Consider the following 25,863-nt stretch of genomic DNA (forward strand, 5'->3'; position numbering starts at 1 on the left):
ATGGAAAAAATACTTATTGCAGACGACGAACAACTTATGCGCCAATTGGTTATTGATTTTTTGAAGCCCGAAGGCTACGAAATTCTAGAAGCCGTTGACGGCAAAGAAGCACTGGATATCTACGACAAGGAACATCCGGACTTAGTCCTTCTTGACGTCATGATGCCCGGTTACGACGGCTGGACCGTATGCCGCGAAATCCGCCGGGAATCGACGGTTCCCATCATGATGCTGACGGCTAAAGGCGAAGAAATCGACCAGCTCTTTGCCTACGATCTCGGTGCGGACGAATACCTTACCAAGCCCTTCAGCCCGAAAATCCTAGTCGCTAAGATCAAGGCCCTTTTGCGCCGTACGCAGAACGATTCGGAAACCCACGAAACGGAAGCCGGCGTCGCCATCGACCGCGATGCCCGCCAAGTCGTCCTCGACGGCAAGAACGTCGACCTCAGCCCGACGGAATACAAACTCTTAAACTACCTCATGAGCAATACCGGCAAGGCCTTGAGCCGCCGCCAGATTTTGAACCAGGTCTGGAACTACGATTACTACGGTGATCTGCGCACCGTCGATACCCACATCAACCGCCTGCGCATTAAGCTCGGCGACAAGGGCCGCTACATTCGAACCGTCCGCGGCTACGGATACCGTTACGACTCCAAATGAGACGAAAGGGATTACTGTCTTTACAGGTTAAGACCGGCGTCTACGTCGGCTGCTTTTCCATCTTTTTCATCATCGGCCTCATGATAGCTGTCGGCCTCGGCTTTGACCGCTATTACTACTCCATGAAAAAAGAAGCCATGATTGAAGCCAGTCAGAAAATCAGTGCTACTTATCAGAAGAAAAACGGCCCTGACGAACATTCGCTGGACTCACTGAGTCAACGCTACGGCGTCGACATCCTCATCGTCGACAACCATAAACTGGTCTATTCTTCGCGGCCGGGACGGCGGGTTCATCTGCCGCCGGAAAAAGTTCCCGAAGACCAGGAAATCATAGCCTTAGGCAAGGAAAATGAAGTCCCTGCCGAACGACCGGACGGGAAACCGCCGGTACACATCAAGGAACTCCTGGACCTTCTCGACGGCCGGGCACCCGATGAAAAAGTGCTGGGGGCAGTCCATCTCTATAAGGATATGCCCGACTTTGAGTATTTTAACCTCATCGACCGCATTCAGGATGATACCTATGTCATCATCAACCAGTCGGTGGCACCGATGCAGGAAAATATCTACATTGTCCAGCATTTCATCATCGTCTGCGGCATCGTCTGGCTGATCCTGGCCTGTGTCAGTACCTTGTACCTGACGCGGCGCATGACCAAGCCTCTCATCGAATTGAAGAACCTGGCCTTCGCCATGGCCCACCTCGACTTTTCCAATAAGTGGAAGGGAAATCTCAGCGATGAAATCGGCGAGCTCGGCGAGAGCCTGAACATCTTGTCCAACCAGCTCAATGTGGCCCTGACAGCCCTGCGTCAGTCCAACGAAGAACTGAAGAAGCAGCTCGATGTCGCTAAAGAAGTCGAGCATATGCGAAAAGCCTTCCTGTCGGCCGTGTCTCATGAATTGAAGACGCCCTTGGCCATCATCCAGGGGTATGCCGAAGGCCTCGATACCCTTGACATCGACGAAGAGACGCAGCGCCGATACTGTTCGGTCATCCACAGCGAGACCCAGAAGATGGACAAACTGGTTCGCGATCTCTTGAACCTGTCCCGTCTGGAAACGGGATCCTTCCATCTGGAACAGACCGTCTTTGACTTCAGTGCCCTGGCGGAAGAAAGCCGGGAACGGTTCTCCAAGGTCATGGAAGACAAGGGAATCATTGCCGAATTAGATTTGCCCGAGTCGATGACCGTCTACGGCGACCCGGAACGGATCGATACGATTTTGACCAACTTCCTGAGCAACGCCATCGACTATACCGGTGCCGACCAGCACATCCGTCTTTGGGCGGAAGATCTGGGCGAACGCTACCGAATCTGCGTCTACAATGAAGGCAGTCATATTGAAGAAGAACATCAGCAGCGTATTTGGGAACCTTTCTATAAGGTCGACTCGTCGCGGGCCCGCAGTCCGAAACGCATCTTCGGCGGCCACGGTCTGGGCTTGGGCACGGTGGCAGCTTTGGTGAAGCTCCACGGTGAATCCTATGGCGTGAAGAACGAAAAAGACGGCGTCACCTTCTGGTTTACCCTGCGAAAAGATGCCGGACAAGGACCGGATGAAACATAATAAAAGAACCTCCCTGACCCTTTGGGCTTCGTCGTCAGCTATCATATCTGACGAATGAGGCCGTTTCAGAAGGGCAGAGAGGTTCTTTTTTGTCTTTTAAAAGGAGCGGTTCCCCAAGACGGGGTGGCTGCATTTTTTCAGCGTCAAGTGGTCGACGAGATAGCCGGCCTGTTCGAGGTCGATATCTTCTTTTTGACCGTCGTGTTCAAAGACGCAGAGCGGCTGGTCGGTACCGACTTCACCGCCGGGAAGGTAGATGTATTCGCCCGTTTCGGCGTCGCCGAAGATGATGCCGGCTAAGAGATGTTTTTTGGCTATTTGACTCATGGCAGGGCCTCCTCACCGTCAAATTTGATTTCAAGCAGTTTGCAGTCCCGATAGTCGGCCGATACCAGATGGAGCAGGGTGCCGTTGTAGCGGCGGGGGAACATCGTTCCCGGCTGCATGCCGTGGAGGTGGCCGAAGATGCACAGGGGGACCTGGTATTTCTCTAAGAGTTCCGTAAATCCGCTGGGCTTGGTAAGGTCGCAGACCGGCGGATAGTGGAGCATGAGGATCGTATGGCGGCACTGGAGCTTTTCTGCTTCCTGCAGGGTCCGTTCGACGCGCAGCAGTTCGCGGCGGTACGGCTTGGCATCCCGTTCTTCCTGGTAATGGATGTCGCCCGGGCAGATCCAGCCGTGGGTGCCGCAGATGACGAAGTTGCCGTTGTCGAGGACGGCTGTCGAACCGTAGAGATAGTGCATATTATTTTCGGCATCCATGCGGTTCAGTTTCCCCGCACTGGCCCACCAATAGTCGTGGTTGCCGCGGATGATGATTTTTTTGCCCGGCAGGGCGCGGATTTCGTCGAGGTCCTCCTGGGCTTCGTCGAGGCGCATGGCCCACGACGTATCGCCGGCGATGAGGACTGTATCGTCATCGGTGACTCTTTCTTTCCAATCGTCGGCAATGCGCTGCCAATGGTTCTTCCAGCGGGGGCCGAAGACTTCCATCGGCTTTTTTGGCGGATTGCCCGATAAATGTAAGTCACCTATTGCAAATAAACGCATAAATGTATAAGGACCGTCCTTTCTATAGTTCATGCAGCCGTGTCTGCAGTTCTTGGATGAAATGCGCTGAATGGCCTCCGTTTGCGATTTGCGGGATCATATAGCCGACAAAGAGGGGATTGGTCAAAAAGCGCGGGATGATTTTGACGTACAAGGCATCGTCGTCGGGAAAGTCATAGAAGAAGATGTTATAACTGTCGTTGAAGCGGATGAAGGAGTGCATGAAATAATGGGCCGTCGTCTGCATGCAGCGCACGAATTTTTCGAGTTTCGCCCGGTCCTTCAAGATGAGATTTACTTCGTAAAAGCCGATGATCGGCCGTTTGGACAGGGTAATCGTCAGGCCGTCTTCTTCGAAGATGGTCGGACCGACGAAGTGGAAAGGCTTAATGTCTTCATGGTAGTCATAGTCTTTGAAGCCGACGATCTGCGAATGAGGATGGTGAATCGTCCCGCCGGACATATAGCCGTGGTTGCGGTAAAAGACGACCGATTTAAATTTGCCCATCTCCTTGACTTGCTGCCACTTTTCGAGGCCGAACTCGATGAGCTTTTGGGCGTATTCCGGGGTATAATCGGAGAACTCGCCGTCGCAGTCATCGGTTTCGATGATGAGTGTCTGCCACGAGTCCTTAAGGACCGGAAAGGCATTTTCAAGCCAAATCATGTGGCCCCTCTTTTCCATGACGTTCTTTAAATGGGGGACGTCACAGAAGGGGCAGTACTTTTCGTCGCGGTGGACCGTGTCGGGCTTCGTCTTGCCCAGGTCCAAATTATATTCTAAGATGTGGGATAAGGGATTTTCGTACATAGGACCGCTCCTTTGAATGCTTCTTATACATTGTAGCATAGAGAGAAGCAATTTCAAACTGCAATACGACAAAAGGATGCCCGCCAAGCACCGCAATAAGGGCAGTCAAAATGGGGCATCCTTAATTTCTTTATTATATGAAATTCTCCGCACCTTGTCAAATGGGTGCTGTCTGAAAAAATCATGAAAAATAGCGAAAATAGTGTGACGAAAACTAGAGTAATGTGGTATCATATGAAGTTGGGGACGTAGAAAAATAATCCATGGGCTTCCATGATTTTCACCCCATAACAGCCCTTTTATGCAAGTTGTGACAGAATTTTAATAGGATGATGCTTAAAGGAGGAACTGTACATGAGTCTTCATATTGCCGCCCGCGACGGTGAAATCGCCGATCGAATCCTGCTTCCCGGCGATCCGCTGCGTGCCAAATATATTGCTGAAAATTTCTTAGATGATATCTTCTGCTATACCCGCGTCCGCAATATCCTCGGCTATACGGGAACCTATAAAGGCGTCCGCCTGTCCGTCCAGGGGACAGGTATGGGGATTCCTTCCATTTCTATTTATGCGACGGAACTGATGCGCGACTACGGCGTGAAAAAGCTGATCCGCGTCGGTACCTGCGGGGCCATGCGCCGCGATATCAAGCTCCGCGACGTCATCATGGCCCAGGGGGCGACGACCGATTCGTCGATCATCCGCAACATTTTCGGCGGCTCGATCAACTACGCACCCTTAGCTGACTTTACCCTGCTGTGCCAGGCTTACGGCCAGGCGGCGGCCCTCGGCGTTCCGGCCCGGGTGGGCAACGTCGTCTCCGTCGACCGTTTTTACGACGAAGAAATCGACAATGAAAAACTGACCCAGTACGGCATCATGGCCGTTGAAATGGAAACGGCCGGCCTCTATACGGCAGCTGCCAAACACGGTGCCAAGGCCCTGGGCTTATTTACCGTCAGTGACCATTTACTGACCGGCGAGGCCTGCACGGCAGAAGAACGGCAGACTTCTTTTGATGATATGATCCAGATCGCCTTGGAAACGGCCATCTTGGAATGAGGTAATTATGAAAGCGAAAGAATTACGAATTATCGACAGCCATTTTCACTTCTGTGACTTCCCCGGTTTCGACCAGGTAGCTCTGGCTGCGGGCTATACCAATACGGAAGCATCACTGCATCAGGCTTTTGAAGAAAACAACGTCGTCCACGGCGTCGTCATGAGCAATAAGACCTTAGATGCCAAAAAACATAACTATCCCGATTACATGAGCTACTGCATCGGCATCGACAGCCTGACCGGCAAGGACGATATGGAAAATATCGCCGCCAATGTCGAAGAAAACCTGAAGCGCAGTCAGTGCTGCGGCATCAAGCTCTATCCGGGCTACAGCCATATTTACGTCTATGATGAGTGGTATGACCCGATCTATGAATTGGCCGAAAAATACGATAAGCCCGTAGCTATCCATACGGGGCTGACGGCGACGGCCAATGCCCTTTTAAAGTACAGCCATCCCCTGACCCTCGACGAGGCCGCCGTGCGCCATCCGAACGTTCAGCTGGTCATGTGCCACATCGGCAATCCTTTCTTACAGGACGCCATTGCCGTCTTAGAAAAGAACCACAATGTCGCCGTCGATTTGTCGGGCCTCCTCGAAGGCAAGGTCCCCGATATGGTCGCTTTCCTGCGCAGTAAGCGGGGCTACATTTCCATGCTGCGGGACTGGCTCAAATACCTCGGTGCCTACGACCGGGTCATGTTCGGAACGGACTGGCCTCTGGCCAATATTTCCGACTACGTTTCATTTGTAAAAGGTTTCATCCCCGAAGCCTATTGGGATGACGTATTCTTTAATAATGCCAACCGCATCTACAAGCTGGGCTTATAAGCCTTTTGATGCACGATAAGGGAGGAAATTGTTTGTATACTGTAACCAAGCGGCTGGAAGTATCCGCATCTCATCACTTGGTCCTCGACTACGCCAGCAAATGTGAGAATCTCCACGGTCACAACTGGATCATCCACGTGACCTGCCAGACAGAAACGCTTGACAGCAACGGCATGGTCGTCGACTTCAAAAAGATAAAGGACCTGGTCCACACTAAGATGGACCATCAGAATTTAAACGACGTCTTTGATTTCAATCCGACGGCAGAAAACATTGCCAAGTGGATTTGTGACACCGTACCGAACTGCGTCCGCGTACAGGTTCAGGAAAGCGAAGGGAACGTGGCTGTCTATGAAGTATAGCCTCTGCGTCAATGAGATCTTCGACAGCATCGACGGCGAAGGGAAGAAGGCTGGTCAGCTGGCCACCTTCATCCGCCTCTGCGGCTGCAACCTGCGCTGCTCCTACTGCGACACGACCTACGCCTTTACGGAAGGCAAGGATATGGACGTCGACGATATCCTGCGCCAGGTGACGTATCCCAACGTCACCCTGACCGGCGGGGAACCCCTCTGTCAGGATGTAGACGGACTCCTTTCGGCCCTTAAAGGCCACAGCGTCAATATCGAAACCAACGGCAGCGTCGACATCGAACCGTATTTTAAGTATGACCACGTCTGGTTCACTGTCGACTATAAGAGCCTGTCGTCGGACATGTCCGGCCGGATGCTTTCGGAGAATTTTGAAAAGCTCCGCCCCCAGGATGTCCTGAAATTCGTCGTCGGCGATGAAGCCGACCTCAAGCAGGCCCTGGCCGTCTATGAACGCTATCAGCCGAAGTGCGCCGTCTACGTCGGTGCCGTTTTCGGGAAAATAGAGCCTTCGCGCATCGTAGATTTTATGAAGGAACATGAGTTGACTGACTGGCATCTCCAGATTCAGCTCCACAAGATTATTTGGAACCCCGATTTGCGAGGGGTTTGACTTTGAAACGACAAAACGCCGTTATCCGCAGAGCTGCGGGTAACGGCGTTTTTTAAAGATGGCCCGGTCATCTTCCAGCATCTGGTGGAAGCAGAACAGGGTCGCGTCCGTATCGGTCAGGCTGTCGTGCCAGCTGCGGCGGCTGTCATAGCCGTAATAGGCGGCACAATTTCGAAGCTTGTCATAGGTGATGGTCTTCGTTTCCTTATAATGGATGAGGGAAAAAGCCTCGGCCAAGTCGAGATAGATGTCGCGGTCGGGCAGGACGACGCCTGATTCATAGAGGCGTTCGATATCGTTAAAGGTACCGTAGCCGACGATGAGGTCTGCGTCCATGAAAAGACGGCTGACTTCATCGGCCCAGAGGATGAAGGGATCTTCGTGGGCCACTTGCTCCGGCGTGATGTGATTGACTTCCATCGCTTCGTCCCATCGCTCCGTGTGGATGGGTCTGAAATAGCGGTTCAAGAGAACCTGGCCAAAACCGTTCATGATGGAAAGCTGAATGATTTCGGCATCTGCCGTAAGTCCTGTCGTCTCTAAATCGAGGGTCAGGATGCGGGCCGGGTTGAGTGTCCGGATCGTTTTTTTGATGGCCGGCGACAGGCGAATGCTTTGTCGGCGAGCCTTTTCTTTTTTGGACAGCATCTTTTTCATGGAAAAACCTCCTTTCTTCACAATGCTATATTATATGAAGAAAGGAGGTTTTTGTCAATTTATGATAGGAAATGAGCGGGCGGAGTATTATTCGTAGTAGCCGTTCGGTTTTTCCGAGAAGTTGATGAGGATGTTCTTGGTCTGCATGTAGTGGAACATAGTCGACTTATCCGTTTCACGGCCGATACCGGAGAGCTTGTAGCCGCCGAAAGGAGCGCCGGCAGGCAGGGCATTGTAGGTGTTGACCCACATACGGCCCGTCTGTACACCTTTCGCTACGCGCAGGGCACGGTTGATGTCGCGGGTCCATACGGCGCCGCCGAGACCGTAGATGCTGTCGTTAGCCATATCGATGACTTCTTCTTCCGTATCGAAGGGGATGATGACGACGACGGGCCCGAAGATTTCTTCCTGGGCGATGCGCATGCTGTTCTTGACGTCGGCAAAGATAGTCGGACGGATGAAGTTGCCTTTTTCGAGGCCGTCGGTGGTGATCTTTTCACCGCCGCATACCAAGCGGGCACCTTCTTGTTTGCCGAGTTCGATGTAGCTCAAAATCTTTTCCAGCTGCCGTTCGTCGACCTGAGCGCCCATCTGCGTTTCTTTCAGCCAAGGCAGGCCGACTTTGACGCGGTTGAAGCGTTCAGCCAGTTCGTTTACGAATTTGTCGTAAATGCTGCGCTGTACGAAGATACGGGAACCGGCGCTGCAGACTTGGCCCTGGTTGAAGAGGATGCCGAATTCGGCGCCTTCCATAGCCATGTCCCATTTGCAGTCTTCGAAGAAGATGTTGGCCGATTTACCGCCAAGTTCCAACGTAGCTGGAATGAGTTTTTCCTGAGCTGCCTTATAGACGTCGCGGCCGATTTCCGTCGAGCCCGTGAAGGCCAATTTTTGGATGTCCGGATGGTCGAGGAGATACTGGCCGGAGCGGGAGCCCTTGCCGGTAATGATGTTGACGACACCGTCAGGCAGGACGCCTTCTAAGAGGTGCATCAATTCGAGGAGACTGAGGGACGTCGAGCTCGACGGCTTGAGGACGATCGTGCAGCCGGCAGCCAGGGCCGGAGCCAGTTTCCAAGCACCCATGAGGAAGGGGAAGTTCCAAGGAATGACCTGGCCGACGACACCAATCGGTTCATGGATGACGATACTCATCATGTTTTCATCGAGGCTCGATACGCGGCCTTCTTCGTCGCGGAGGACGGCGGCGAAGTAACGGAAGTGGTCGGCACTGTAGGGGATGTCGATGTTTCTCGTTTCACGAATCGGCTTGCCGTTGTCGAGGGATTCGATGAGCGCTAATTTATCGGCGTTCTGGTCGATAACATCAGCGATTTTCAAGAGGATATTCTGCCGGTCGATGGGCGATACTTTTTTCCAAGCCGGGAAAGCGGCTTCGGCTGCGCGGACGGCAGCGTCGACGTCTTCCTTAGTTGCTTCGGCACAAACCGAAAGCTGTTCACCGTTCGAAGGATTGAAGGCTTTGAAGGTAGCGCCGTCGCTGGCGGGAACCCATTTGCCGTTAATATAGAGGTCGTAAGATGAGCGAATTGCATTTTCCATGAATAAACACTCCCTTTTCGTATAATTTGATATTTTAAATAAAAATAATTCTTTGTTATTGCTAAATGCATTATAGCATAAGTGTACGAAAATGGTCAATATTGTGCCAAAAGGAACGTAATACAAAATGGTTTATGTTTGCAAATAACAGTAAAGCACGCTAAAATAGATAGCGTACACAATAAGTATAGATTTTAGGAGTACAGCTAATGTATAAATACGTTTTATTTGACCTCGACGGAACCTTGACCGATTCCCAAGAGGGCATTATCAATTCTGTGGCCTATGCCTTAGAAAAGCTCGGTGTCCCTTCCAAAGGCCGCCTCGATCCGCACGTCATCGTCGGACCTCCGCTCTTAGATACCTTTGAAGGCTACTACGGCTTTTCTCCGGAAAAGGCCCGCCGGGCTTATGCCTTCTTTCAGGAACGGTACAGCACCATAGGTAAGTTTGAAAACCGTGCCTTTGAAGGCATCGTTCCTTTATTAAAGAATTTAAAAGAGAAGGGCATCCGTTCCTTTGTCGCCACGTCGAAGCCGCAAGTCCACGCCGAAGCGATTTGCGAAAAGTTCGGCCTGGCACCGTATTTGGAATCTATTGCCGGTCCGGCTGTGGGAGGTACCGACACCAAGTCCGACGTCATGGCCCGGATCTTGAAAGGCATCGGTCCCGTTGAAAAGGGAGAAGCCGTCATGGTTGGCGACCGCAAATTCGACATCATCGGCGCCCATGAATTGGGACTGCCCGTCATTTACGCCGCCTATGGCTACGGCAATCCGGCCGAGCGAAAGGAATACGGCCCTGACTACATCGCCGAAACCGTAGAGGACCTGGAAAAGCTGCTGCTTTCCGATTGACTCGGTGGCGGCCACGGACTCAAGGTGTGCCGTACTGATGAGTATATACTGATTTTTATATAATTTATGTTATTTAAAACATATAATGATAAGGAGCGTTTTTATGAAGTTACAAGAAAAACAGATGATTCACGGCTTTTCCGTCGAGCGTTCGCAGTACGTTCCGGAACTCCACAGCCAGGCTTATGAACTGCGCCATGTTCAGTCCGGCGCCCGCCTGCTCTACATTGAAAACGACGACGACAACAAGGTCTTTTCCATCTCCTTTAGGACGACGCCGTCGGACAGCACCGGTGTGCCCCACATCTGCGAACATTCCGTCCTCTGCGGCTCCCGGAAATTCCCGTTGAAGGAACCCTTTGTCGAATTGGTCAAAGGCTCGCTCAATACCTTCCTCAACGCCATGACCTTCCCCGATAAGACCATGTATCCCGTTGCCAGCCGCAATGCGGCCGACTTCAAGAACCTGATGGACGTCTACCTCGACGCCGTCTTCTTCCCGAACATGCTGCAGGACAAACAGGTTCTGATGCAGGAAGGCTGGCATTACCACCTCGATTCTGCCGACAGCGACCTCATTTACCGCGGCGTCGTCTATAATGAAATGAAAGGCGTCTTTTCGTCGCCGGACTCCCAGCTCGAACGGCACGTCATGGAAAATCTCTTCCCCGATACGACGTACGGCGTTGAATCGGGCGGCGATCCTGCCGACATTCCCGACCTGACCCAGGAAGACTTCGTCAAATTCCACGGCACGTATTACCATCCGGCGAACAGCTACATCTTCCTCTACGGCGACATGGACATCGATCAGACCTTGGCCTTCATCGACGGGGAATATCTGAGCAAGTTCAAAATCCAGTCCGTCGATTCGGCTATCGGCCGTCAGGCCTTCCCGGGCAGTGCCGTCAAAACCTACCCGTACGGCATTGCTTCCGGTGAAAAGACGGAACACAAGACCCTCCACAGTCTGACCTACGTCATCGATGACGCCCTGGATCCGACGGTGGCCCTGGCCTTTAAAGTCTTGACCTACGTCCTCCTCCAGTCGCCGGCAGCACCCCTTAAAAAGGCCCTCGTCGACGCCGGTCTCGGCAAAGATATTTCCGGTGACTTCCAGGACGGCATCCTCCAGCCGCTGTGGAGCATTTCCGTCAATGGTTCCGACCCGGATAAACAGGATAAGATCATGCCCATCGTCACTGACGTCCTGCAGCGCACGGTACAGGAAGGCCTCGATAAGACCTTGTTGACCGGTGCCTTGAACCGGACGGAATTTACCCTGCGGGAAGCCGATTTCGTCGGCCGTCCGAAGGGACTGATCTATGCCATCCGCTGCATGGATACCTGGCTCTACGACATGGATCCCTTGGAATCCCTGTCTTATGAAAAATCCCTCGATGTACTGCGAAAGGGCATCGACAACGGCTACTTTGAAGATTTGATCCGCCGCTATATCCTCGATAATCCTTACTACGCCCTGGTATCACTGGTACCGGAACCGGGCCTTACGGAAAAACGCGACCAGGCCCTGGCCGATAAATTGGCGGCCTACAAAGCGTCCCTTTCGAAAGAAGAAATCGATGCCATCGTCGCTGAATCGGACTCGCTGAAACAGCGTCAAGCAACGCCTGATTCGCCGGAAGCCTTGGAATCGATTCCGACCTTGTCCCGGGACGACCTCGAAAAGAAAGTCGATACCGTCGTCATGAAGGAAGAACAGGTCGACGGCGTCACTCTCTGCCGCGTTCCTGACGAAACGAACGGCATCACCTACGTCAATGCTTACTTCGACCTTCACGGCCTGACGAGGGAAGAAATTTCCTATGCTTACCTGTTGAGCGATATCCTCGGCGACATCGACACCAAGTCCCACTCCTACGGCGAACTGGCAGCCCTCATCGACCTCTATACGGGCGGCATCGGCTACAGTGTATCGGCTTATTCCAACCGCCTGGACAATACCGATTACATGCCGGTGTTCCGGATTAAAGCCAAGGGCTTGACCCTCAACTTGGATAAATTGATTGACCTCTTGCGTGAAATCGCTCTCGAAACGGTATTTACCAATCAGGAACGACTGATTGAGCTCGTCGAAGAAACGAAGGCCGGCTGGGATATGGATACCTTCCGCCGCGGCCATACCATCGTCATGCACCGCGTCTTGTCCTATGTATCGCCTGTAGAAGCCTTCTGCGATGCCGGCGAACTGTCGTACTATGAATTCATTGCCGACATTGCTAAACGGATCAAGACCGATGCCGCTGAAATCGGCGGGAAACTGGCCGCTCTCATGGAAAAAATCTTCACTCGTTCGGCCCTGACCTTGGAAATGACGGCCAGCGACGGCGATTGGGATACGGCTAAAGCCGGAGCTTCCGCTTTCATTAAGGCCCTGCCTCAGGGTGAAAAGAGAACGGGCCTCTGCGATTTTGGCCTCAGTGCCAAGAACGAAGGCATCATGACCAGCGGTACCGTTCAGTACGTCGCTAAAGGCGGCAACTTCCGCAGCCACGGCTATGACTATGCCGGTGCCTTGATGGTCCTCGACACGATTCTCCAGTACGGCTATTTATGGACCAAGGTCCGTGTTCAGGGCGGTGCCTACGGTGCCTTTACCCGCTTCTATGACAACGGCGACATGGTATTTTGCTCTTACCGCGACCCGAATCTGCGCTCGAGCATCGAAGCCTATGACGGCTTAGCCGATTACCTGAAAGACTTCGACGTATCGGACCGGGAAATGACGAAATACGTCATCGGTACTTTGAGCCGCATCGACGTACCCCTTACGCCGTCCCTGCGCGGCGAAAAGGCCATGACCCGCTACTTTACGGGAACGACGGAAGCCGTTGCCCAAGCCCGTCGGGATCAGCTCCTGGCGACGACGGCTGCCGATATTCGGGCTTTGGCTCCGCTCATCGGATCGGTCATGGCCGATAATCAGGTGTGCGTCATGGGCAGTGAAGCGACGATTCGCCAGGAAAAAGACCTGTTTACGAACCTCGTTTCTCTTCCCGATTAAGGCGTGGCTTCCATGCGAGGACGATTTGCCCCGAGCCCGACGGGATACATCCATTTGGGAAACGTCTGGTCGGCCTTCTTGGCCTGGCTCCAAGTGCGTCAGGCCGGCGGCACCCTGGTCCTTCGGATTGAAGACATCGATGAGCAGCGCTCGAAGGCCGTTTACACCCGGGCCCTCATGGAAGACCTTTCCTGGCTGGGCCTCACTTGGGACGAAGGACCCGACGTGGGAGGCCCGTACGGACCTTATATCCAGCAGGAACGATATGACCATTATGAAAAGGCCTTGAACGAGCTTCGCGAAATGGGGCTGCTCTATCCCTGCTACTGCAGCCGGACCCGGCTCCAGGCCATCGGTGCGCCCCATGCCGGCGAGCATACCGTTTACGACGGCCACTGCTTCGGCCTGAGCGAGGCTGAGCGCCGCAAGATGACCAAGAAACCGTCATGGCGCCTCCACGTACCGGACGAAACCGTTTACTTTACCGACGGGGTTTACGGCCGGCAGGCTGGGAATCTGCCCCACTCCTGCGGTGACTTCGTCGTCCGCCGGGCCGACGACATGTATGCCTACCAGCTGGCCGTTTCCGTCGATGACGGGATGATGGCCATTACCCACGTCCTGCGGGGCGAAGACTTACTGTCGTCGACGGCCCAGCAGATTTGGCTCATGAAGACCCTGGGCTATGCAGCTCCTCATTATACCCACGTGCCGATGCTCATCGACGGTGATGGGAACCGCCTTTCAAAGCGCCAGCAGGGCATTACGGTCCGCGCCCTTCGGGCAGAGGGCCTCGATGCCGAGACGATTTTGTCCCACTTGGCCTTTGCCGGCGGCCTGGTTCCGGAACGGCGCCGATACGATCGGGCCGAATTGGTGCAGGTCTGTGACTTCAGAAAACTGCGTACCGAACCGATTGTCATAACGGAAGACATCAAGTAAATCGGTTTACTAAACGACATATTTAAAAAAATAGGCTGTCGCCTTTGTGGCAGCTTATTTTTTTTTTCCATTCTGTTGACATATTGTTGTCACAAGGTGTGTAAATGTGGTAGAATGTGGGGGAGAGTGAAAGGAGTGACGCGCCTAATGTTTATGGGAGAATACGAACATACAATCGACGCCAAAGGTCGCGTCATTTTGCCTGTCAAATTTCGGGATGAACTCGGACCTACCTTCATCGTGACCCGAGGTTTGGAAGGCTGCCTTTCCGTTTACACGATGGAAGCATGGATGCGGTTTGCCGCGAGTTTAAAACAGTTGAAGGCATCCAAGGAAAACGTCCGTGCGTTCCAGCGGTTCGTCTTCGGCAGTGCAGCTGAAGTCGAATTCGACAAGCAAGGTCGCATCCTTATTCCGGCTACTTTGCGGGCCTATGCGAAGCTGGTTAAGGATGTGACCGTTCTGGGAACAGGAGACAAGGTCGAAATCTGGAGTAAAGACGCATACGAAGCTTATGTGGCCAAGACCGTTCCGGCCATGGAAGAGATTGCTGAAAGTCTCGACGATTTTCTGAACCTGGACTTTTAGGAGGAATCATGGATTTTCATCACGTCAGTGTTCTTCGTAAGGAAACCATAGCCAATTTAATAACCGATCCCAATGGCATTTACGTCGACTGTACCCTCGGCGGCGGCGGCCACTCCAAGGCCTTAGCCGATGAGCTGACGGACCAGGCGATGATTATCGGTCTCGATCAGGACCGCGATGCCATTGCCGCTGCCGGTGAACGCCTGGCAGGTACGTCGTGCCGTCATATTCTGGTGCAGCGCAATTTCCAATACCTGTCGGACGTCCTTGACGAACAGGGCGTCGATGCCGTTGACGGCATCATGTTCGACCTCGGTGTTTCGAGTTACCAGCTGGATACGCCGGACCGGGGATTTTCCTATATGCAGGACGGGCCCCTCGATATGCGCATGGACCGCAGTAAGGGGCGCAGCGCTTACGATATTGTAAACGGCTACAGCCAGACCGACTTGTACCGTATCATCAAGGATTACGGGGAAGAACGGTGGGCCAAGCGCATTGCCGAATTTATCGTCGAAGCGCGTCAGGAAAAGCCTTTGGAACGGACGGAAGAACTGGTTCAGGTCATTAAAAAGGCGATTCCTGCCGGAGCCAGAAAGGACGGGCCTCATCCGGCCAAACGAACATTTCAGGCCATCCGAATCGAAGTCAACGACGAATTGGGAATCTTAAAGGATTCATTGGAACATGCCGCTCAGCGTTTAAAACGAGGAGGGCGTTTGTGTGTCATTACCTTCCATTCACTGGAAGATCGAATTGCCAAACAGACGCTGCGGCTTTTGGCGACGGACTGCATCTGTCCGCCCGATATGCCGGTTTGCACCTGCCATCATCAGGCCATCCTAAAAGTAAAGCGACAACCCATTTTACCGTCGCAGGAGGAACTGGAGCTGAATCCGAGGGCCCGCAGTGCAAAACTTCGCGTCGGTATCCGTAAATGAAGGAGCCAAGCTAATGATTATTGAAATGGATGTGTTGCGTATGCTGGCAAGGAAAGTCGGAAATCTACATGACGAAAAAAGCGTAAGCGTACCCCTATGGAGGTCGGCCGCAGTACAGGCCGTCCAGCAGGGAGCGGTGTATGTTCTGATTCCCATCGGAATGATCGCAGCGATTGCCATCGCCTCTAATCTTATTACGTCTTGGACGTATCAGCAGAGCGGCGAACTCATGGAACTAAAACTTCAGGCACAGCAGTTACAGAGTGAAAATGAGCAGTTGCGTGTCCAAATTTCCAAATTGGAAACGCCGGAACGGATTTATACGACGGCGACCAAGGGACTGGGAATGGTGGCACCATCACGTATTCTCTACGGGAATCAAAGCGATCAGGCCGCAAAGGGGAACCGTCGATAATTGCTAAAATGAGAGGTCGACGCACTTTTGTGCGACGACCTCATTGTTATTTATCCGATAAAGCTGTACAATGTAGAACAGTACTAATGAAATGAAATGAACCGTCAAGGAGGTTCTATAATGATGACCAAAACAATTGGAGAACTTTGTAAACATCTTAAAGGAATTTATAACCTCAGCGGCAGTGCTGATACGGTAATCACCGGCATTTCTTCGGATTCTCGGGAAATCGAAGCAGGCTTCTTATTCGTCTGCATTTCCGGCGCCCACGTCGACGGAGCTGCTTTTGCTGCCCAGGCTGTTGAAAAAGGGGCCGTCGCTGTTTTGACGACGAAGCATCTCGACCTGCCGTCCAGTGCTGTCCAGATCCAGGTCCCCGATATCCACCATGCCTTAGAAGACATGGTACCCTTCTTTTACGACTATCCCGGTAAAAAGATGCGCATGATCGGCGTCACCGGCACCAACGGCAAGACGACGACGACCCACATCATCGCCCATATCCTTCGCTCGGCCGGCTATCATGTCGGCGTCATCGGCACTATTCACGCCCTCATCGACGATGAAGAACTGCCCATTCACAACACGACGCCGGATGTCGTCGAACTCCAGCGCTTCCTGTACATGATGCATGAAAAGGGAATGACCCATGTCGTCATGGAAGTTTCCAGCCATGCCCTGGCCTTAGACCGCGTGGCAGGCATCGAATACGATACGGCTGTCTTTACCAACCTCACCCAGGATCACCTCGATTTCCATAAGACCATGGAAAATTACGTTGCCGCCAAGGCTAAACTCTTCCAGAGCTTGACCGCTGCCGATCACGTTAAAGAAAATAAAACGGCCATCGTAAACGTCGACGATCCCTGGTCCAAGCAGATCCTCAAGGCCTGCCACTGCCAGGTCCTGACTTATGGCGTCGAAAAAGAAGCCGATCTGAAGGGATCGAATTTGAATGTCGAACTGAAACGCTCGTCCTTCGACGTCGTCGGCCCCTTTGTCAATGTCCACCTCAACATGAATATTACCGGCCTGTTCAATGTTTATAATACTTTGGCTGCCATCGGCGCCGCTCATGCCGAAGGCATCGACGAAGAAACGATCGACAAGGCCATCCAGTCCTTCCATTCCGTAGCCGGCCGCTTTGAACTCGTCGAAGCCGGTCAGCCCTTTGCCATCGTCGTCGACTATTCCCATACGCCGGACAGCCTCGAAAAGGCCTTGGAAACGGCTCGGGCTATGAACCCTAACCACGTCATTGCCGTCTTTGGCTGCGGCGGCGACCGCGATCGGACGAAGCGCCCCATCATGGGCCGCATCGGTGCCGAACTGGCCGATATTCCCATCGTTACTTCTGACAATCCGCGGTCGGAAAACCCCGATGCCATCGTAGCTGAAGTCGAAGCAGGGGTCAAAGAAGGACTCAAGCCGGGTCAGCATCATGAAGTCATCGTCAACCGCCGCGAAGCCATTTACCGCGCCGTTGAACTGGCACAAGAAAACGATATCATCGTCATTGCCGGCAAAGGCCATGAAACGTACCAGATCTTAAATGACGGTACGATTCATTTTGACGACCGCGAAGAAGCCCGCAATGCCGTCCGCGATCTGCATCGAGGAGATAAATAATGGCTGACTTTACCAGTGAAGAAGTACAGAAAGCGACGGGAGCCCGTCTGCTCTCTCCCGTGGAGAGTGTGCTTTTTCATGACGTTTGCACCGATACCCGGGCGGTTGAGAAGGGCTCCCTTTTCATCGCCTTCAAGGGGACCTCTTTTGACGGCCATGACTTCGTCTTAAAGGCCCTCTCTTCGGGGGCTGCCGGTGCCGTCGTTTCCGAACTGCGGCCGGAATATAAGGGCGCAGCCGTGCCGATTTTCGTCGTTTCCGATACGCTGAAAGCCTATCAGGACCTGGCTCGGTTCCACCGCCGCCGCTTTTCCATTCCCGTCATTGCCGTAACCGGCTCGGTAGGCAAGACGTCGACGCGCAGCCTGATTGCTGCCGTCTTGAGTGAAAAATATAAGGTACTGCAGACAGAAAAGAATTATAATAATGAAATAGGCCTGCCGAAGACCCTGTTCCAACTGACGCCGGACCACGAAGTCTGTGTCGTCGAAATGGGTATGCGCGGCCTCGGACAGATTGCCGAACTGGTCGATATCGGCGAGCCGACCATCGGTGTCGTCACCAATGTCGGCAAGAGCCATATCGAGCTCTTAGGTTCCCAGGAAAATATTGCCAAGGCCAAGGCTGAACTCGTTGAAGGCCTTGATTCGGAAGGGACGGCCATCTTAAATGGCGACGATCCCTTCGTCGCGCCCATGAAAAACCTCTGCCAAGGCAAATCCATCCTCTACGGGACGGGCGAGTCTCTCCAAATCCGGGCGGAAAATGTCGTCTGTGATGAACAGGGCGTCCGTTTTTCCTGCCGCTGCTTCGACCGTACCTTTGACGTTTCCGTTCCGGTCATTGGCCGGCACAATGTCTATAACGCCCTGGCTGCTATTGCCGTCGGTTACCTCACCGGCCTCAGCGATGCTGAACTGCAGCGCGGCCTTGCGGCTTACCGGGGCATGGCCATGCGTCAGGAACTCCTGCACCTCGGCCCCTATACCTTTATCAACGATACGTATAATGCTAATCCGGCTTCGATGGCCGAAGCCGTCCGCACCTTGGATCTCTTGACCAAGGGCCGCAAGATTGCCGTCCTCGGCGGCATGGGAGAACTTGGCGACTGGGCCGAAAGAGAACACCGGGCCATCGGCCGTTTAGTTGCCGATATGAAGCTCGACGCCCTCATTACCATGGGGAATCTGGCTGAAGATATAGCCCGTGCGGCACAGGAAGCCGGCATGAAAGCCGTCTATATGACCGATTCTCATGAAGCGGCGGCCCGTCAGCTGAAGGCCTTGCTCCGGGATGGTGACACCGTCCTTTTGAAAGGCTCGCGCAGCTTTGCTATGGAAAAAATACTGCCTTATTTTGAAAGGAAGTAATGTGAATGTTTAAAATGCTGATTTTCAGCTTCATCGTCAGCCTGGTCATCGGCCTTGCCCTGGGACCCTTTGTCATCAAAAAACTGAAGCAGTTCCACGCCCGCCAGTCTGAACGGGAAGAAGGGCCGGAAAGCCATAAGTACAAAGCCGGCACGCCGACCATGGGGGGCATCCTCATCTTGACGGCGCTGACCGTGGCCTGCCTTCTCTTCGACCCGATGGAACTGCGAAAGGCCCTGGCCTTGTTCCTGACCTTAGGTCACGGCGTCATCGGTTTTCTCGATGATTCCATCAAGGCCGTCAAGCACCGCAACCTGGGCCTTACGGCAAAACAGAAACTGGCCGGCCAGTTCGTCATGGCTGCCGTTTTCTGCTACATCCTTCAAGCCTTCCTTCATTTTCCCACGACTTTGTGGATTCCTTTCACGTCCATTACCGTTGACTTAGGCATTTTCTACTATCTCTTCGTCTTCGTCATGATCGTCGGCACCAGCAATGCCGTCAACCTGACGGACGGACTCGACGGATTGGCTGCCGGTTCGTGCTCGATTACGGCCGTTGCTTACGTCGTCATCGCCGTTGCCTTGGGCTATACTCATTTTGCCATTTTCAGCACGGCCCTGACCGGGGCCTGCCTGGGCTTCTTGTTCTATAACCAGCATCCGGCTAAAATGTTCATGGGTGACACGGGTTCCCTGGCCCTCGGCGGCGCACTGGCTGCCATGGCCATCCTGACCAAGACCGAACTCTTGCTCATCCTGGCCGGCGGCCTCTATGTCCTCGAAGCCTTATCGGTCATCATCCAGGTCATTTCCTTCAAAACGCGGGGCGTCCGGGTCTTTAAGATGAGCCCGATCCACCACCATTTTGAATTGTCCGGATGGAGCGAAGTCAAAGTCGTTACGGTATTTTGGAGCTTTTCGGCGTTAATGGCCATCTTGGCGATTATCGTCGTCATGGCAGGAAAATAAAGACAGCCTTTTCTGATTGTTAAGACCATATTTTACATAAAGCAGGTGTAGGTAATGAGCATCATGGATTTTTCTGGAAAAAAATTTTTAGTCATCGGCGCGGGCATTAGCGGTCGTGCCGCTTCGCTGGCCTTGGCAGATCACGGGGGGACGGTCGTCCTCAACGACATGAAGGCCATCGATGTAAGCGAACAGCCGTGGCCTGATCTGGCATCCCGCGGCGTGAAGCTCGTCTTCGGCAGTCAGGAAACGAGCCTCCTCGACGGCATGGATGTCGTCGTTCCGTCGCCGGTCATTTCTCCGGAAATTCCCATCATGAAAGCAGCTGCTGCCAAGGGGCTTCCCATTTGGAGCGAAGTCGAAGTGGCCTGCCGCGTTACCGACGCCGACGTCATCGGCATTACCGGTACTAATGGCAAGACGACGACGACCACCCTGGTGGGGGAAATCATGAAGGCCACGGGCCGTCAGACCGTCGTCGGCGGCAACATCGGCTACGGCCTTTCGGAACAGGCAGAAGATCTTCCGAAAGAAGCCGTCGTCGTAGCTGAACTTTCGAGTTTCCAGCTCGAATTTACGCACAGCCTGAAGGCCAAGGCGGCGGTTATCCTCAATATCACGCCGGACCACTTGGACCGTCACCATACGATGGAAGCCTACAGTGCGGCTAAACAGCGAATTTTCCTCAATCAAGACAAGGGCGACTATGCCGTCCTCAACTATGATGATTCCCGCGTCCGGGCCATGGCCGATGCCATGACCAGCAGCGTCCTCTACTTCTCGACGAGCGGTGAAGTCCCTGAAGGAGCCTTTTATCGGGACGGCGACCTTATTCTGCGCCTTGATGGGCAGGATACCGTCGTCTGTGCTGAATCGGAGCTCCATCTCTTTGGCAAGCATAATATACAGAATTGCCTGGCGGCCATTCTCTTGACCTATGCTGCCGGGGCCTCCCTTGACGTCATTAGACAGGTCTTACGGTCTTTTAAAGGGGTTGAACACCGCCTTGAAAAAGTCCGCACCATCCACGATGTGACCTATTATAATGATTCCAAGGGAACCAACGTCGATGCGTCGATGAAGGCATTGGATGCCTTTCCCAAGGGTCATCTCATCCTCATCGCCGGGGGCTATGATAAACAGACGCCCCTCGATGATTTTATGGCTTTAGCAGCCAAAAGGGTCGACACGCTGATCCTCATCGGCGATGCCGCCGACCGTTTTGAAGAAGCTGCTAAAAAAGCGGGCATTGCAGATATCCGCCGTACCGGTTATAGTATGGAAGGGGCGATCATGCTGGCCCGCAGTATCGCCAAAGCTCCTCAGGCCGTTCTCCTTTCGCCGGCTTGCTCGAGCTTTGATATGTATGACAATTTTGAACAGCGGGGCCGTGTCTTTAAAGGCATTGTCAACGCTATCTGATAATAGTTAACACAGTCGACAGGAGGCAGGAAACATGCGTCGAGTTATTATTTCCGGAGGCGGCACAGGCGGCCACATCTACCCGGCTATTACCATTGCCCGGGCGATCGCCGACATCGAGCCTACCGAATTTCTCTACGTCGGCTCCAAAATCGGCCTGGAAAATACCTTGATTCCCAAAGAAGGGCTGCCCTTCGTCACCCTCGACGTGCGGGGCCTCGAACGGAAGATTTCCGTCCGCAACCTGGTCACCCTCGGGAAGACAGCAGCCAGCCTGATTAAGGCAGAAGGCATTATCCATGAATTTAAACCGGACGTCGTCATCGGTACAGGCGGTTTTGTCTGCGGCCCGGTACTGTTAGCCGCCAGTCTCAGCGGTGTACCGTCCCTGATCCAGGAACAAAACGTCATTCCCGGCGTTACCAATACGATTTTGAGCCGCTTTGTCAATCGCGTCGCTCTCGGCTATGAAGAAGCTGCCGAGCGCTTTCGCAGAAAGAGCATTCTCGTTTATACAGGCAATCCCGTCCGCAAGGATATTTTGACGGTCACCCGTGAAGAGGGCCGGAAAAAACTGGGATTGGATCCTCATAAATTCACCCTCCTCGTCGCCGGCGGAAGCCGCGGTGCCCGCAGCATCAACACGGCGATGATCGAGGTCCATAAACATTTTCGAAACGACGATACGATCCAGATCCTCCACGTTACGGGCGATCACGAATACGACCGCGTCGTAAAGCAGCTGTCAGGCATTGAATGCCGCGGCCGCTATGGCAAGGGGAGTCGTATCATCCCTTATCTTCACCACATGCCGGAAGCCTTGGCTGCCTGCGACCTGGCCGTATACCGAGCCGGTGCCGTCGGCCTTGCCGAGCTGACCGTCCGCGGTGTACCGTCGATTCTCATTCCCTATCCTTACGCGGCGGAAGATCATCAGCGCTACAATGCACAGGCCCTGGTCATGTGCGGCGCTGCCAAGATGATCCTCGACAAGATGCTGAACGGACGGGAATTACTGGAAGAAATCATCCATTTAAAAGAAGATCCGGCGGCCCTAGCCGCCATGGGCAAGGCCAGCCGTTCCATGGGTAAGCCCCAGGCGGCCCGCGATATTGCCGAACTGGCCTTATCGATTTCTCGAAAACGTAATCCGTAACAGGAGAAGAAGGGTGTGGAATAAACCTATGGTTAATCTGAACGATGTTGCAAACGTTCATTTTATTGGGATTGCCGGCGCCGGAATGCGGGCAATTGCCAACGTTTTTATTGAAAAAGGATATCGCGTATCCGGCTCAGATCTCAAAGCCTCGCCTGTAACGGAGCAATTTGCCAAGCGCGGAGCCCGTATCTGCATCGGACAAAGCCCTGAAAATCTGCAGGACGCTCAGGTCGTCGTCATCTCGTCGGCCATCCGCGACAACAATGTCGAACTCGTCGAAGCCCGCCGCCGGAACATTCCGGTCATCCACCGCTCCGACGCCCTGGTCCATATCATGAGCTGGGGGAAGGGGATTTCCGTTGCCGGTGCCCACGGCAAGACGACGACGTCGTCCATGCTGGGACAGGTCTTTGAAGAATGCCGGCAGGACCCGACTATCGTCATTGGCGGGGAAGTCGACTATCTGCACAGCAATTCCATCTTGGGGAAAGGCCAGTATGTCATTGCCGAAGCCGATGAAAGCGACGGCACCTTCCTCAAGCAGCATCCGTATATCGCCGTCGTCACCAATATCGACGCCGACCATATGGATCATTACAACTCCCTCGATAACGTCATCGCCGCCTTTAAGGAATTCATACAGAAACTCGATGCCGAAGAAGGCCTGGCCGTCTTGTGCTTTGAAAACGACAAGATCCGTGCCCTGGCACCGACGACGGGACGGCGCTACGTCTCGTACGGCCTCGAACAGCCGGCAGACTATCAGGCCAGAGACCTCCATTACCTTAAGGGGAAACTCCACTTCAGCGTCTATAAAGGCGGTCAGAAGATGGGGGATATGGTCCTGAATGTACCGGGCCGACACAACGTCTTAAACGCACTTGCGACGACGGCTGTTGCCGATGCCTGCGGCCTTCCCTTTAAAGAAATCGCAGCGGCTATGAGCCATTTCCACGGAGCTAAACGCCGTTTCCAGACCAAGGGCTTTGTCGGTGACGTCTGGGTCGTCGATGACTATGCCCACCATCCGACGGAAATCAACGCCACCTTGACGGCTGCCCGCGACATGGGGACCCACCGCGTCGTCTGTCTCTTCCAGCCTCACCGCTATACGCGTACCCAGCTCCTCCTCGACCAGTACGGCAGCGCCTTTGCCAAGGCCGATAAACTGATCGTGACCGACGTTTACAGTGCCGGTGAAGATCCCATTCCCGGCGTGTCGGGCGAACTCATTGCCAAAAAGGTCAAGGAAACGACGGGACAAGACGTCATTTACATTCCTCATAAAGAAGATTTGGTTTCCTATTTGAAAGAAAACTCCCAGCCCCTCGATTTAGTCATCACCATGGGGGCCGGAGACATTTATAAAGTCGGCGAACAGTACATTGCCGAAGCGAAAGAAATGGAGAAATAACGCATGGAAGACATGAAAGGTAAACATATTGCCGTCGTCGTCGGCGGCCCTTCGACCGAAGCGGAAGTATCGCGCCGCACGGGAGCTGCCATTGCCGAAGCACTGAAGACAAAAGGCTATGCCATCGAAACGATTGAACTCGTTCCGCACACCCTGGCCGAAACTTTGAAAGAAAAGAAAATCGACGTCGTATTCAACGCTCTTCACGGCCGTTACGGCGAAGACGGTGTCCTTCAGGGCCTGTGTGAAATGATCGGCATTCCCTATACCGGTCCCGGCGTCATGGCCAGTGCCGTCGGCATGAACAAGGTCATGAGCAAGGCTGCTTTCAAAGGCGCCGGCATTGCGACGGCTCCCTTTGCTTACTACTTTGCCAGTGATGACCGCCAGGCTATTATGGCCGACATCGAAAAACAGTTTTCCCTGCCCGTGGTCATCAAGTCGTCCGGCCAGGGCTCGAGCATCGGTACGGTCATCGTAACGACGCGGGAAGAACTGGAACCGGCCCTTGAAGAAGCCTTTAAGTACAGCGCATCCATCGTAGCTGAAGCCTTTATCGACGGCGATGAATTTACCGTTGCCGTCATGGATGACCTGGCCTTTCCTGTCATCCAGATCGTCTCCAGCACGGGGAAATACGATTTCTATTCGAAATACGAACCGGGGATTGCCAAGCACATCTGCCCGGCGCCCATTTCACCGGCTCTGACAAAGGAAATGCAGGACCTGGCCTTAAAGGTATTCCGCCTCTGCCACTGCAGCGGCGTGTCCCGCGTCGATATGATGACCGATAAAGAAGGCCATCCCTTTGTACTTGAAATCAATACCGTGCCGGGCATGACGGCGACCAGTTTGGTTCCCGACGCTGCTCGGGCCATGGGCCTTTCTTTTGAAGATTTATGCGAAAAGATTTTGCTCGAAGCATCGGTAGGTAAATTTTGATGAAACAGCATCCATATCCGGGAAGGCGGCCGCGAGCGGTGGTGCCGAACGATCCTCATGACGTCTTTGTGCCTCCTCATCTTGACCGGGATCCCCTGGGCAGCGATGAGGATCGGAGACTGGCTGAAGAAGAGGAACGTCGCCGCCAGCAGATGCGTCAGGCTGCCAGACTGAAGAAAAAGAGAAAGAAGCAGAAACAAGCGCAGGCTCACCGGCGCCGATGCACGATCATCCTTACGGTTATCGGCATCTTTGCCGTCTGGCTCTTCCTGCGGCTGGCACCGGTTCCCTTTGGCACGCTCATCGTCGACGGCAATGAAAACATGTCCTTTGACGATGTCTACCGCGCCGCCGGAGCCTATTCCTACGTCAACGTCGTCCAGCTGTCGACGGACGGCATCGAAGAACGGTTGAAAAAAGACCTGCGTATTGCCGATGCCACCGTCACCCGTGAATTTCCGGCGACGATCCGCATCGACATGACCGAACGCAAGCCGGCTGCCATCATTACGACGCTCTACGGCTTTGCCTACGTCGACAAGACCGGCCGGGTCATCGATTTAGAACCGCAGATCAAAGGCGTTTCCCTGCCCATCATGACCGGCAAGAAAGTCGACAACCTGCTCCTTGGCGATACGATTAATGATCCGACCCTCCAGGCCGCTATGGTATACCTCCAGAGCCTGCCGCCGGATCTGCTCAAGACGATTGCTGAAGTAAACGTCGGCAACCCTGAAAGCATCGTCGCCTATACGACCGATTCCGTTCCCATCCGCCTCGGCCGGGGAGACGATCCGGCCGAACGGGCTAAGATGACCGAAACCCTGCTGACGGAAGCTCGGAACAACGGAATCAACGTCCAGTATATCGATACCGATCTCAGAGCCCCGTCCATCAAGGCAAAATAAACAGGCTTGGGGCCTTGATTTTTAAAAACAGCTAGATAATTTTTCTAAGATAGTGTAAAATAATAAAGAATCCTAC

General features: G+C 53.6%; 25 protein-coding genes. 20 read left to right on the top strand and 5 right to left on the bottom strand.

Going from position 1 to position 25,863, the window contains the following annotated elements; all coding sequences use genetic code 11:
• Together QZQ46_RS04815 and QZQ46_RS04820 are read left to right on the top strand one after the other, a co-directional pair.
• Positions 1-666, top strand: coding sequence for a response regulator transcription factor (locus QZQ46_RS04815; RefSeq protein WP_296827320.1), 666 nt, complete (start codon positions 1-3; stop codon positions 664-666).
• Positions 663-2,240 (top strand): sensor histidine kinase, encoded by a 1,578-nt coding sequence (locus tag QZQ46_RS04820; RefSeq protein WP_296827323.1) that lies wholly within the window; start codon positions 663-665, stop codon positions 2,238-2,240. Before QZQ46_RS04815 ends, QZQ46_RS04820 begins: the two co-directional genes overlap by 4 nt.
• Positions 2,241-2,336: 96 nt before the next feature.
• On the opposite strand, the gene QZQ46_RS04825 is transcribed toward QZQ46_RS04820, so the two are convergent.
• The 3 genes from QZQ46_RS04825 to QZQ46_RS04835 are packed head-to-tail and all read right to left on the bottom strand — an operon-like array spanning position 2,337 to position 4,103.
• Complete coding sequence (locus QZQ46_RS04825) at positions 2,337-2,567, bottom strand: hypothetical protein (protein WP_296827328.1); 231 nt, start codon at positions 2,565-2,567, stop codon at positions 2,337-2,339.
• Complete coding sequence (locus tag QZQ46_RS04830; RefSeq protein ID WP_296827333.1) at positions 2,564-3,292, bottom strand: metallophosphoesterase; 729 nt, start codon at positions 3,290-3,292, stop codon at positions 2,564-2,566. The genes QZQ46_RS04825 and QZQ46_RS04830 overlap by 4 nt, the downstream gene beginning before the upstream one ends.
• Positions 3,293-3,314: 22 nt before the next feature.
• Positions 3,315-4,103 (bottom strand): DUF4931 domain-containing protein, encoded by a 789-nt coding sequence (locus QZQ46_RS04835; protein WP_296827336.1) that lies wholly within the window; start codon positions 4,101-4,103, stop codon positions 3,315-3,317.
• Between the two features lie 354 nt (positions 4,104-4,457).
• Between QZQ46_RS04835 and deoD the strand changes: the two genes are divergently transcribed.
• Genes deoD through QZQ46_RS04855 form a run of 4 tightly spaced genes read left to right on the top strand, consistent with a single transcriptional unit; the run spans position 4,458 to position 6,981 of the window.
• Entirely contained in the window at positions 4,458-5,165 is a 708-nt protein-coding gene (gene deoD / locus QZQ46_RS04840) for a purine-nucleoside phosphorylase (protein WP_296827338.1), read from the top strand.
• A gap of 7 nt (positions 5,166-5,172) precedes the next feature.
• Positions 5,173-5,997 (top strand): amidohydrolase family protein, encoded by an 825-nt coding sequence (locus QZQ46_RS04845; protein ID WP_296827341.1) that lies wholly within the window; start codon positions 5,173-5,175, stop codon positions 5,995-5,997.
• A gap of 32 nt (positions 5,998-6,029) precedes the next feature.
• Positions 6,030-6,359 carry a 6-carboxytetrahydropterin synthase QueD gene (gene queD, locus QZQ46_RS04850; RefSeq protein ID WP_296827343.1) on the top strand — a complete coding sequence of 110 codons (330 nt, stop codon included), beginning with the start codon at positions 6,030-6,032 and terminating at the stop codon, positions 6,357-6,359.
• Positions 6,349-6,981, top strand: a complete 633-nt coding sequence (locus tag QZQ46_RS04855; RefSeq protein ID WP_296827346.1) for a radical SAM protein — start codon at positions 6,349-6,351, stop codon at positions 6,979-6,981. Before queD ends, QZQ46_RS04855 begins: the two co-directional genes overlap by 11 nt.
• Positions 6,982-7,002: 21 nt before the next feature.
• Here the strand turns inward: QZQ46_RS04855 and QZQ46_RS04860 are convergent, their stop codons facing one another.
• Complete coding sequence (locus QZQ46_RS04860) at positions 7,003-7,638, bottom strand: exonuclease domain-containing protein (RefSeq protein WP_296827349.1); 636 nt, start codon at positions 7,636-7,638, stop codon at positions 7,003-7,005.
• Between the two features lie 87 nt (positions 7,639-7,725).
• Positions 7,726-9,204 carry an aldehyde dehydrogenase family protein gene (locus QZQ46_RS04865; protein WP_296827351.1) on the bottom strand — a complete coding sequence of 493 codons (1,479 nt, stop codon included), beginning with the start codon at positions 9,202-9,204 and terminating at the stop codon, positions 7,726-7,728.
• A 209-nt stretch (positions 9,205-9,413) separates the two neighbouring features.
• On the opposite strand from QZQ46_RS04865, the gene QZQ46_RS04870 reads away from it, so the two are divergent.
• The 14 genes from QZQ46_RS04870 to QZQ46_RS04935 all read left to right on the top strand — a co-directional run bounded on the left by QZQ46_RS04870 (position 9,414) and on the right by QZQ46_RS04935 (position 25,787).
• Entirely contained in the window at positions 9,414-10,061 is a 648-nt protein-coding gene (locus tag QZQ46_RS04870) for an HAD hydrolase-like protein (protein ID WP_296827353.1), read from the top strand.
• 103 nt (positions 10,062-10,164) lie between these two features.
• Positions 10,165-13,086 (top strand): insulinase family protein, encoded by a 2,922-nt coding sequence (locus QZQ46_RS04875; RefSeq protein WP_296827356.1) that lies wholly within the window; start codon positions 10,165-10,167, stop codon positions 13,084-13,086.
• 12 nt (positions 13,087-13,098) lie between these two features.
• A complete protein-coding gene (gene gluQRS / locus QZQ46_RS04880; protein ID WP_296827358.1) occupies positions 13,099-14,028 on the top strand; it encodes a tRNA glutamyl-Q(34) synthetase GluQRS in 930 nt (309 codons plus the stop codon).
• A gap of 147 nt (positions 14,029-14,175) precedes the next feature.
• Positions 14,176-14,616 carry a division/cell wall cluster transcriptional repressor MraZ gene (mraZ, locus tag QZQ46_RS04885; RefSeq protein ID WP_296827361.1) on the top strand — a complete coding sequence of 147 codons (441 nt, stop codon included), beginning with the start codon at positions 14,176-14,178 and terminating at the stop codon, positions 14,614-14,616.
• Between the two features lie 8 nt (positions 14,617-14,624).
• Positions 14,625-15,557: a 16S rRNA (cytosine(1402)-N(4))-methyltransferase RsmH gene (gene rsmH, locus QZQ46_RS04890; RefSeq protein ID WP_296827365.1), complete on the top strand. Its 933-nt coding sequence runs from the start codon at positions 14,625-14,627 to the stop codon at positions 15,555-15,557.
• A gap of 136 nt (positions 15,558-15,693) precedes the next feature.
• Positions 15,694-15,972 (top strand): cell division protein FtsL, encoded by a 279-nt coding sequence (ftsL, locus tag QZQ46_RS04895; protein WP_296827368.1) that lies wholly within the window; start codon positions 15,694-15,696, stop codon positions 15,970-15,972.
• A gap of 123 nt (positions 15,973-16,095) precedes the next feature.
• Positions 16,096-17,601, top strand: a complete 1,506-nt coding sequence (locus QZQ46_RS04900; RefSeq protein ID WP_296827437.1) for a UDP-N-acetylmuramoyl-L-alanyl-D-glutamate--2,6-diaminopimelate ligase — start codon at positions 16,096-16,098, stop codon at positions 17,599-17,601.
• On the top strand, positions 17,601-18,971 hold the full coding sequence (gene murF / locus QZQ46_RS04905) for a UDP-N-acetylmuramoyl-tripeptide--D-alanyl-D-alanine ligase (RefSeq protein ID WP_296827370.1): 1,371 nt from the start codon (positions 17,601-17,603) through the stop codon (positions 18,969-18,971). Before QZQ46_RS04900 ends, murF begins: the two co-directional genes overlap by 1 nt.
• A 5-nt stretch (positions 18,972-18,976) precedes the next feature.
• Positions 18,977-19,942 (top strand): phospho-N-acetylmuramoyl-pentapeptide-transferase, encoded by a 966-nt coding sequence (mraY, locus tag QZQ46_RS04910; RefSeq protein ID WP_296827372.1) that lies wholly within the window; start codon positions 18,977-18,979, stop codon positions 19,940-19,942.
• Positions 19,943-19,996: 54 nt separating this feature from the next.
• Positions 19,997-21,364 (top strand): UDP-N-acetylmuramoyl-L-alanine--D-glutamate ligase, encoded by a 1,368-nt coding sequence (gene murD, locus QZQ46_RS04915; protein ID WP_296827374.1) that lies wholly within the window; start codon positions 19,997-19,999, stop codon positions 21,362-21,364.
• A 34-nt stretch (positions 21,365-21,398) separates the two neighbouring features.
• Positions 21,399-22,520, top strand: a complete 1,122-nt coding sequence (gene murG / locus QZQ46_RS04920; RefSeq protein WP_296827377.1) for an undecaprenyldiphospho-muramoylpentapeptide beta-N-acetylglucosaminyltransferase — start codon at positions 21,399-21,401, stop codon at positions 22,518-22,520.
• A gap of 28 nt (positions 22,521-22,548) precedes the next feature.
• Positions 22,549-23,937: a UDP-N-acetylmuramate--L-alanine ligase gene (gene murC / locus QZQ46_RS04925; RefSeq protein WP_296827441.1), complete on the top strand. Its 1,389-nt coding sequence runs from the start codon at positions 22,549-22,551 to the stop codon at positions 23,935-23,937.
• Positions 23,938-23,940: 3 nt separating this feature from the next.
• Positions 23,941-24,879, top strand: a complete 939-nt coding sequence (locus QZQ46_RS04930; RefSeq protein WP_296827379.1) for a D-alanine--D-alanine ligase — start codon at positions 23,941-23,943, stop codon at positions 24,877-24,879.
• A gap of 38 nt (positions 24,880-24,917) precedes the next feature.
• Positions 24,918-25,787 (top strand): cell division protein FtsQ/DivIB, encoded by an 870-nt coding sequence (locus QZQ46_RS04935; RefSeq protein WP_296827381.1) that lies wholly within the window; start codon positions 24,918-24,920, stop codon positions 25,785-25,787.
• Positions 25,788-25,863 lie beyond the last annotated feature (76 nt).

The organism is uncultured Megasphaera sp. (genome assembly GCF_900539295.1).
Taxonomy (GTDB): Bacteria; Bacillota; Negativicutes; order Veillonellales; family Megasphaeraceae; genus Megasphaera.

Excerpts from the sequence above, each read along its gene's own strand:
- QZQ46_RS04845 (WP_296827341.1), top strand. The coding sequence starts at position 5,173 with ATGAAAGCGAAAGAATTACGAATTATCGACAGCCATTTTCACTTCTGT.
- QZQ46_RS04835 (WP_296827336.1), bottom strand. The coding sequence starts at position 4,103 with ATGTACGAAAATCCCTTATCCCACATCTTAGAATATAATTTGGACCTG.
- mraY (WP_296827372.1), top strand. The coding sequence starts at position 18,977 with ATGTTTAAAATGCTGATTTTCAGCTTCATCGTCAGCCTGGTCATCGGC.
- deoD (WP_296827338.1), top strand. The coding sequence starts at position 4,458 with ATGAGTCTTCATATTGCCGCCCGCGACGGTGAAATCGCCGATCGAATC.
- QZQ46_RS04820 (WP_296827323.1), top strand. The coding sequence starts at position 663 with ATGAGACGAAAGGGATTACTGTCTTTACAGGTTAAGACCGGCGTCTAC.
- QZQ46_RS04865 (WP_296827351.1), bottom strand. The coding sequence starts at position 9,204 with ATGGAAAATGCAATTCGCTCATCTTACGACCTCTATATTAACGGCAAA.
- QZQ46_RS04815 (WP_296827320.1), top strand. The coding sequence starts at position 1 with ATGGAAAAAATACTTATTGCAGACGACGAACAACTTATGCGCCAATTG.
- QZQ46_RS04855 (WP_296827346.1), top strand. The coding sequence starts at position 6,349 with ATGAAGTATAGCCTCTGCGTCAATGAGATCTTCGACAGCATCGACGGC.
- murD (WP_296827374.1), top strand. The coding sequence starts at position 19,997 with ATGAGCATCATGGATTTTTCTGGAAAAAAATTTTTAGTCATCGGCGCG.
- murG (WP_296827377.1), top strand. The coding sequence starts at position 21,399 with ATGCGTCGAGTTATTATTTCCGGAGGCGGCACAGGCGGCCACATCTAC.
- mraZ (WP_296827361.1), top strand. The coding sequence starts at position 14,176 with ATGTTTATGGGAGAATACGAACATACAATCGACGCCAAAGGTCGCGTC.
- gluQRS (WP_296827358.1), top strand. The coding sequence starts at position 13,099 with ATGCGAGGACGATTTGCCCCGAGCCCGACGGGATACATCCATTTGGGA.
- murC (WP_296827441.1), top strand. The coding sequence starts at position 22,549 with ATGGTTAATCTGAACGATGTTGCAAACGTTCATTTTATTGGGATTGCC.
- QZQ46_RS04860 (WP_296827349.1), bottom strand. The coding sequence starts at position 7,638 with ATGAAAAAGATGCTGTCCAAAAAAGAAAAGGCTCGCCGACAAAGCATT.
- QZQ46_RS04825 (WP_296827328.1), bottom strand. The coding sequence starts at position 2,567 with ATGAGTCAAATAGCCAAAAAACATCTCTTAGCCGGCATCATCTTCGGC.
- QZQ46_RS04870 (WP_296827353.1), top strand. The coding sequence starts at position 9,414 with ATGTATAAATACGTTTTATTTGACCTCGACGGAACCTTGACCGATTCC.
- rsmH (WP_296827365.1), top strand. The coding sequence starts at position 14,625 with ATGGATTTTCATCACGTCAGTGTTCTTCGTAAGGAAACCATAGCCAAT.
- QZQ46_RS04930 (WP_296827379.1), top strand. The coding sequence starts at position 23,941 with ATGGAAGACATGAAAGGTAAACATATTGCCGTCGTCGTCGGCGGCCCT.
- QZQ46_RS04830 (WP_296827333.1), bottom strand. The coding sequence starts at position 3,292 with ATGCGTTTATTTGCAATAGGTGACTTACATTTATCGGGCAATCCGCCA.
- QZQ46_RS04900 (WP_296827437.1), top strand. The coding sequence starts at position 16,096 with ATGACCAAAACAATTGGAGAACTTTGTAAACATCTTAAAGGAATTTAT.
- QZQ46_RS04875 (WP_296827356.1), top strand. The coding sequence starts at position 10,165 with ATGAAGTTACAAGAAAAACAGATGATTCACGGCTTTTCCGTCGAGCGT.
- murF (WP_296827370.1), top strand. The coding sequence starts at position 17,601 with ATGGCTGACTTTACCAGTGAAGAAGTACAGAAAGCGACGGGAGCCCGT.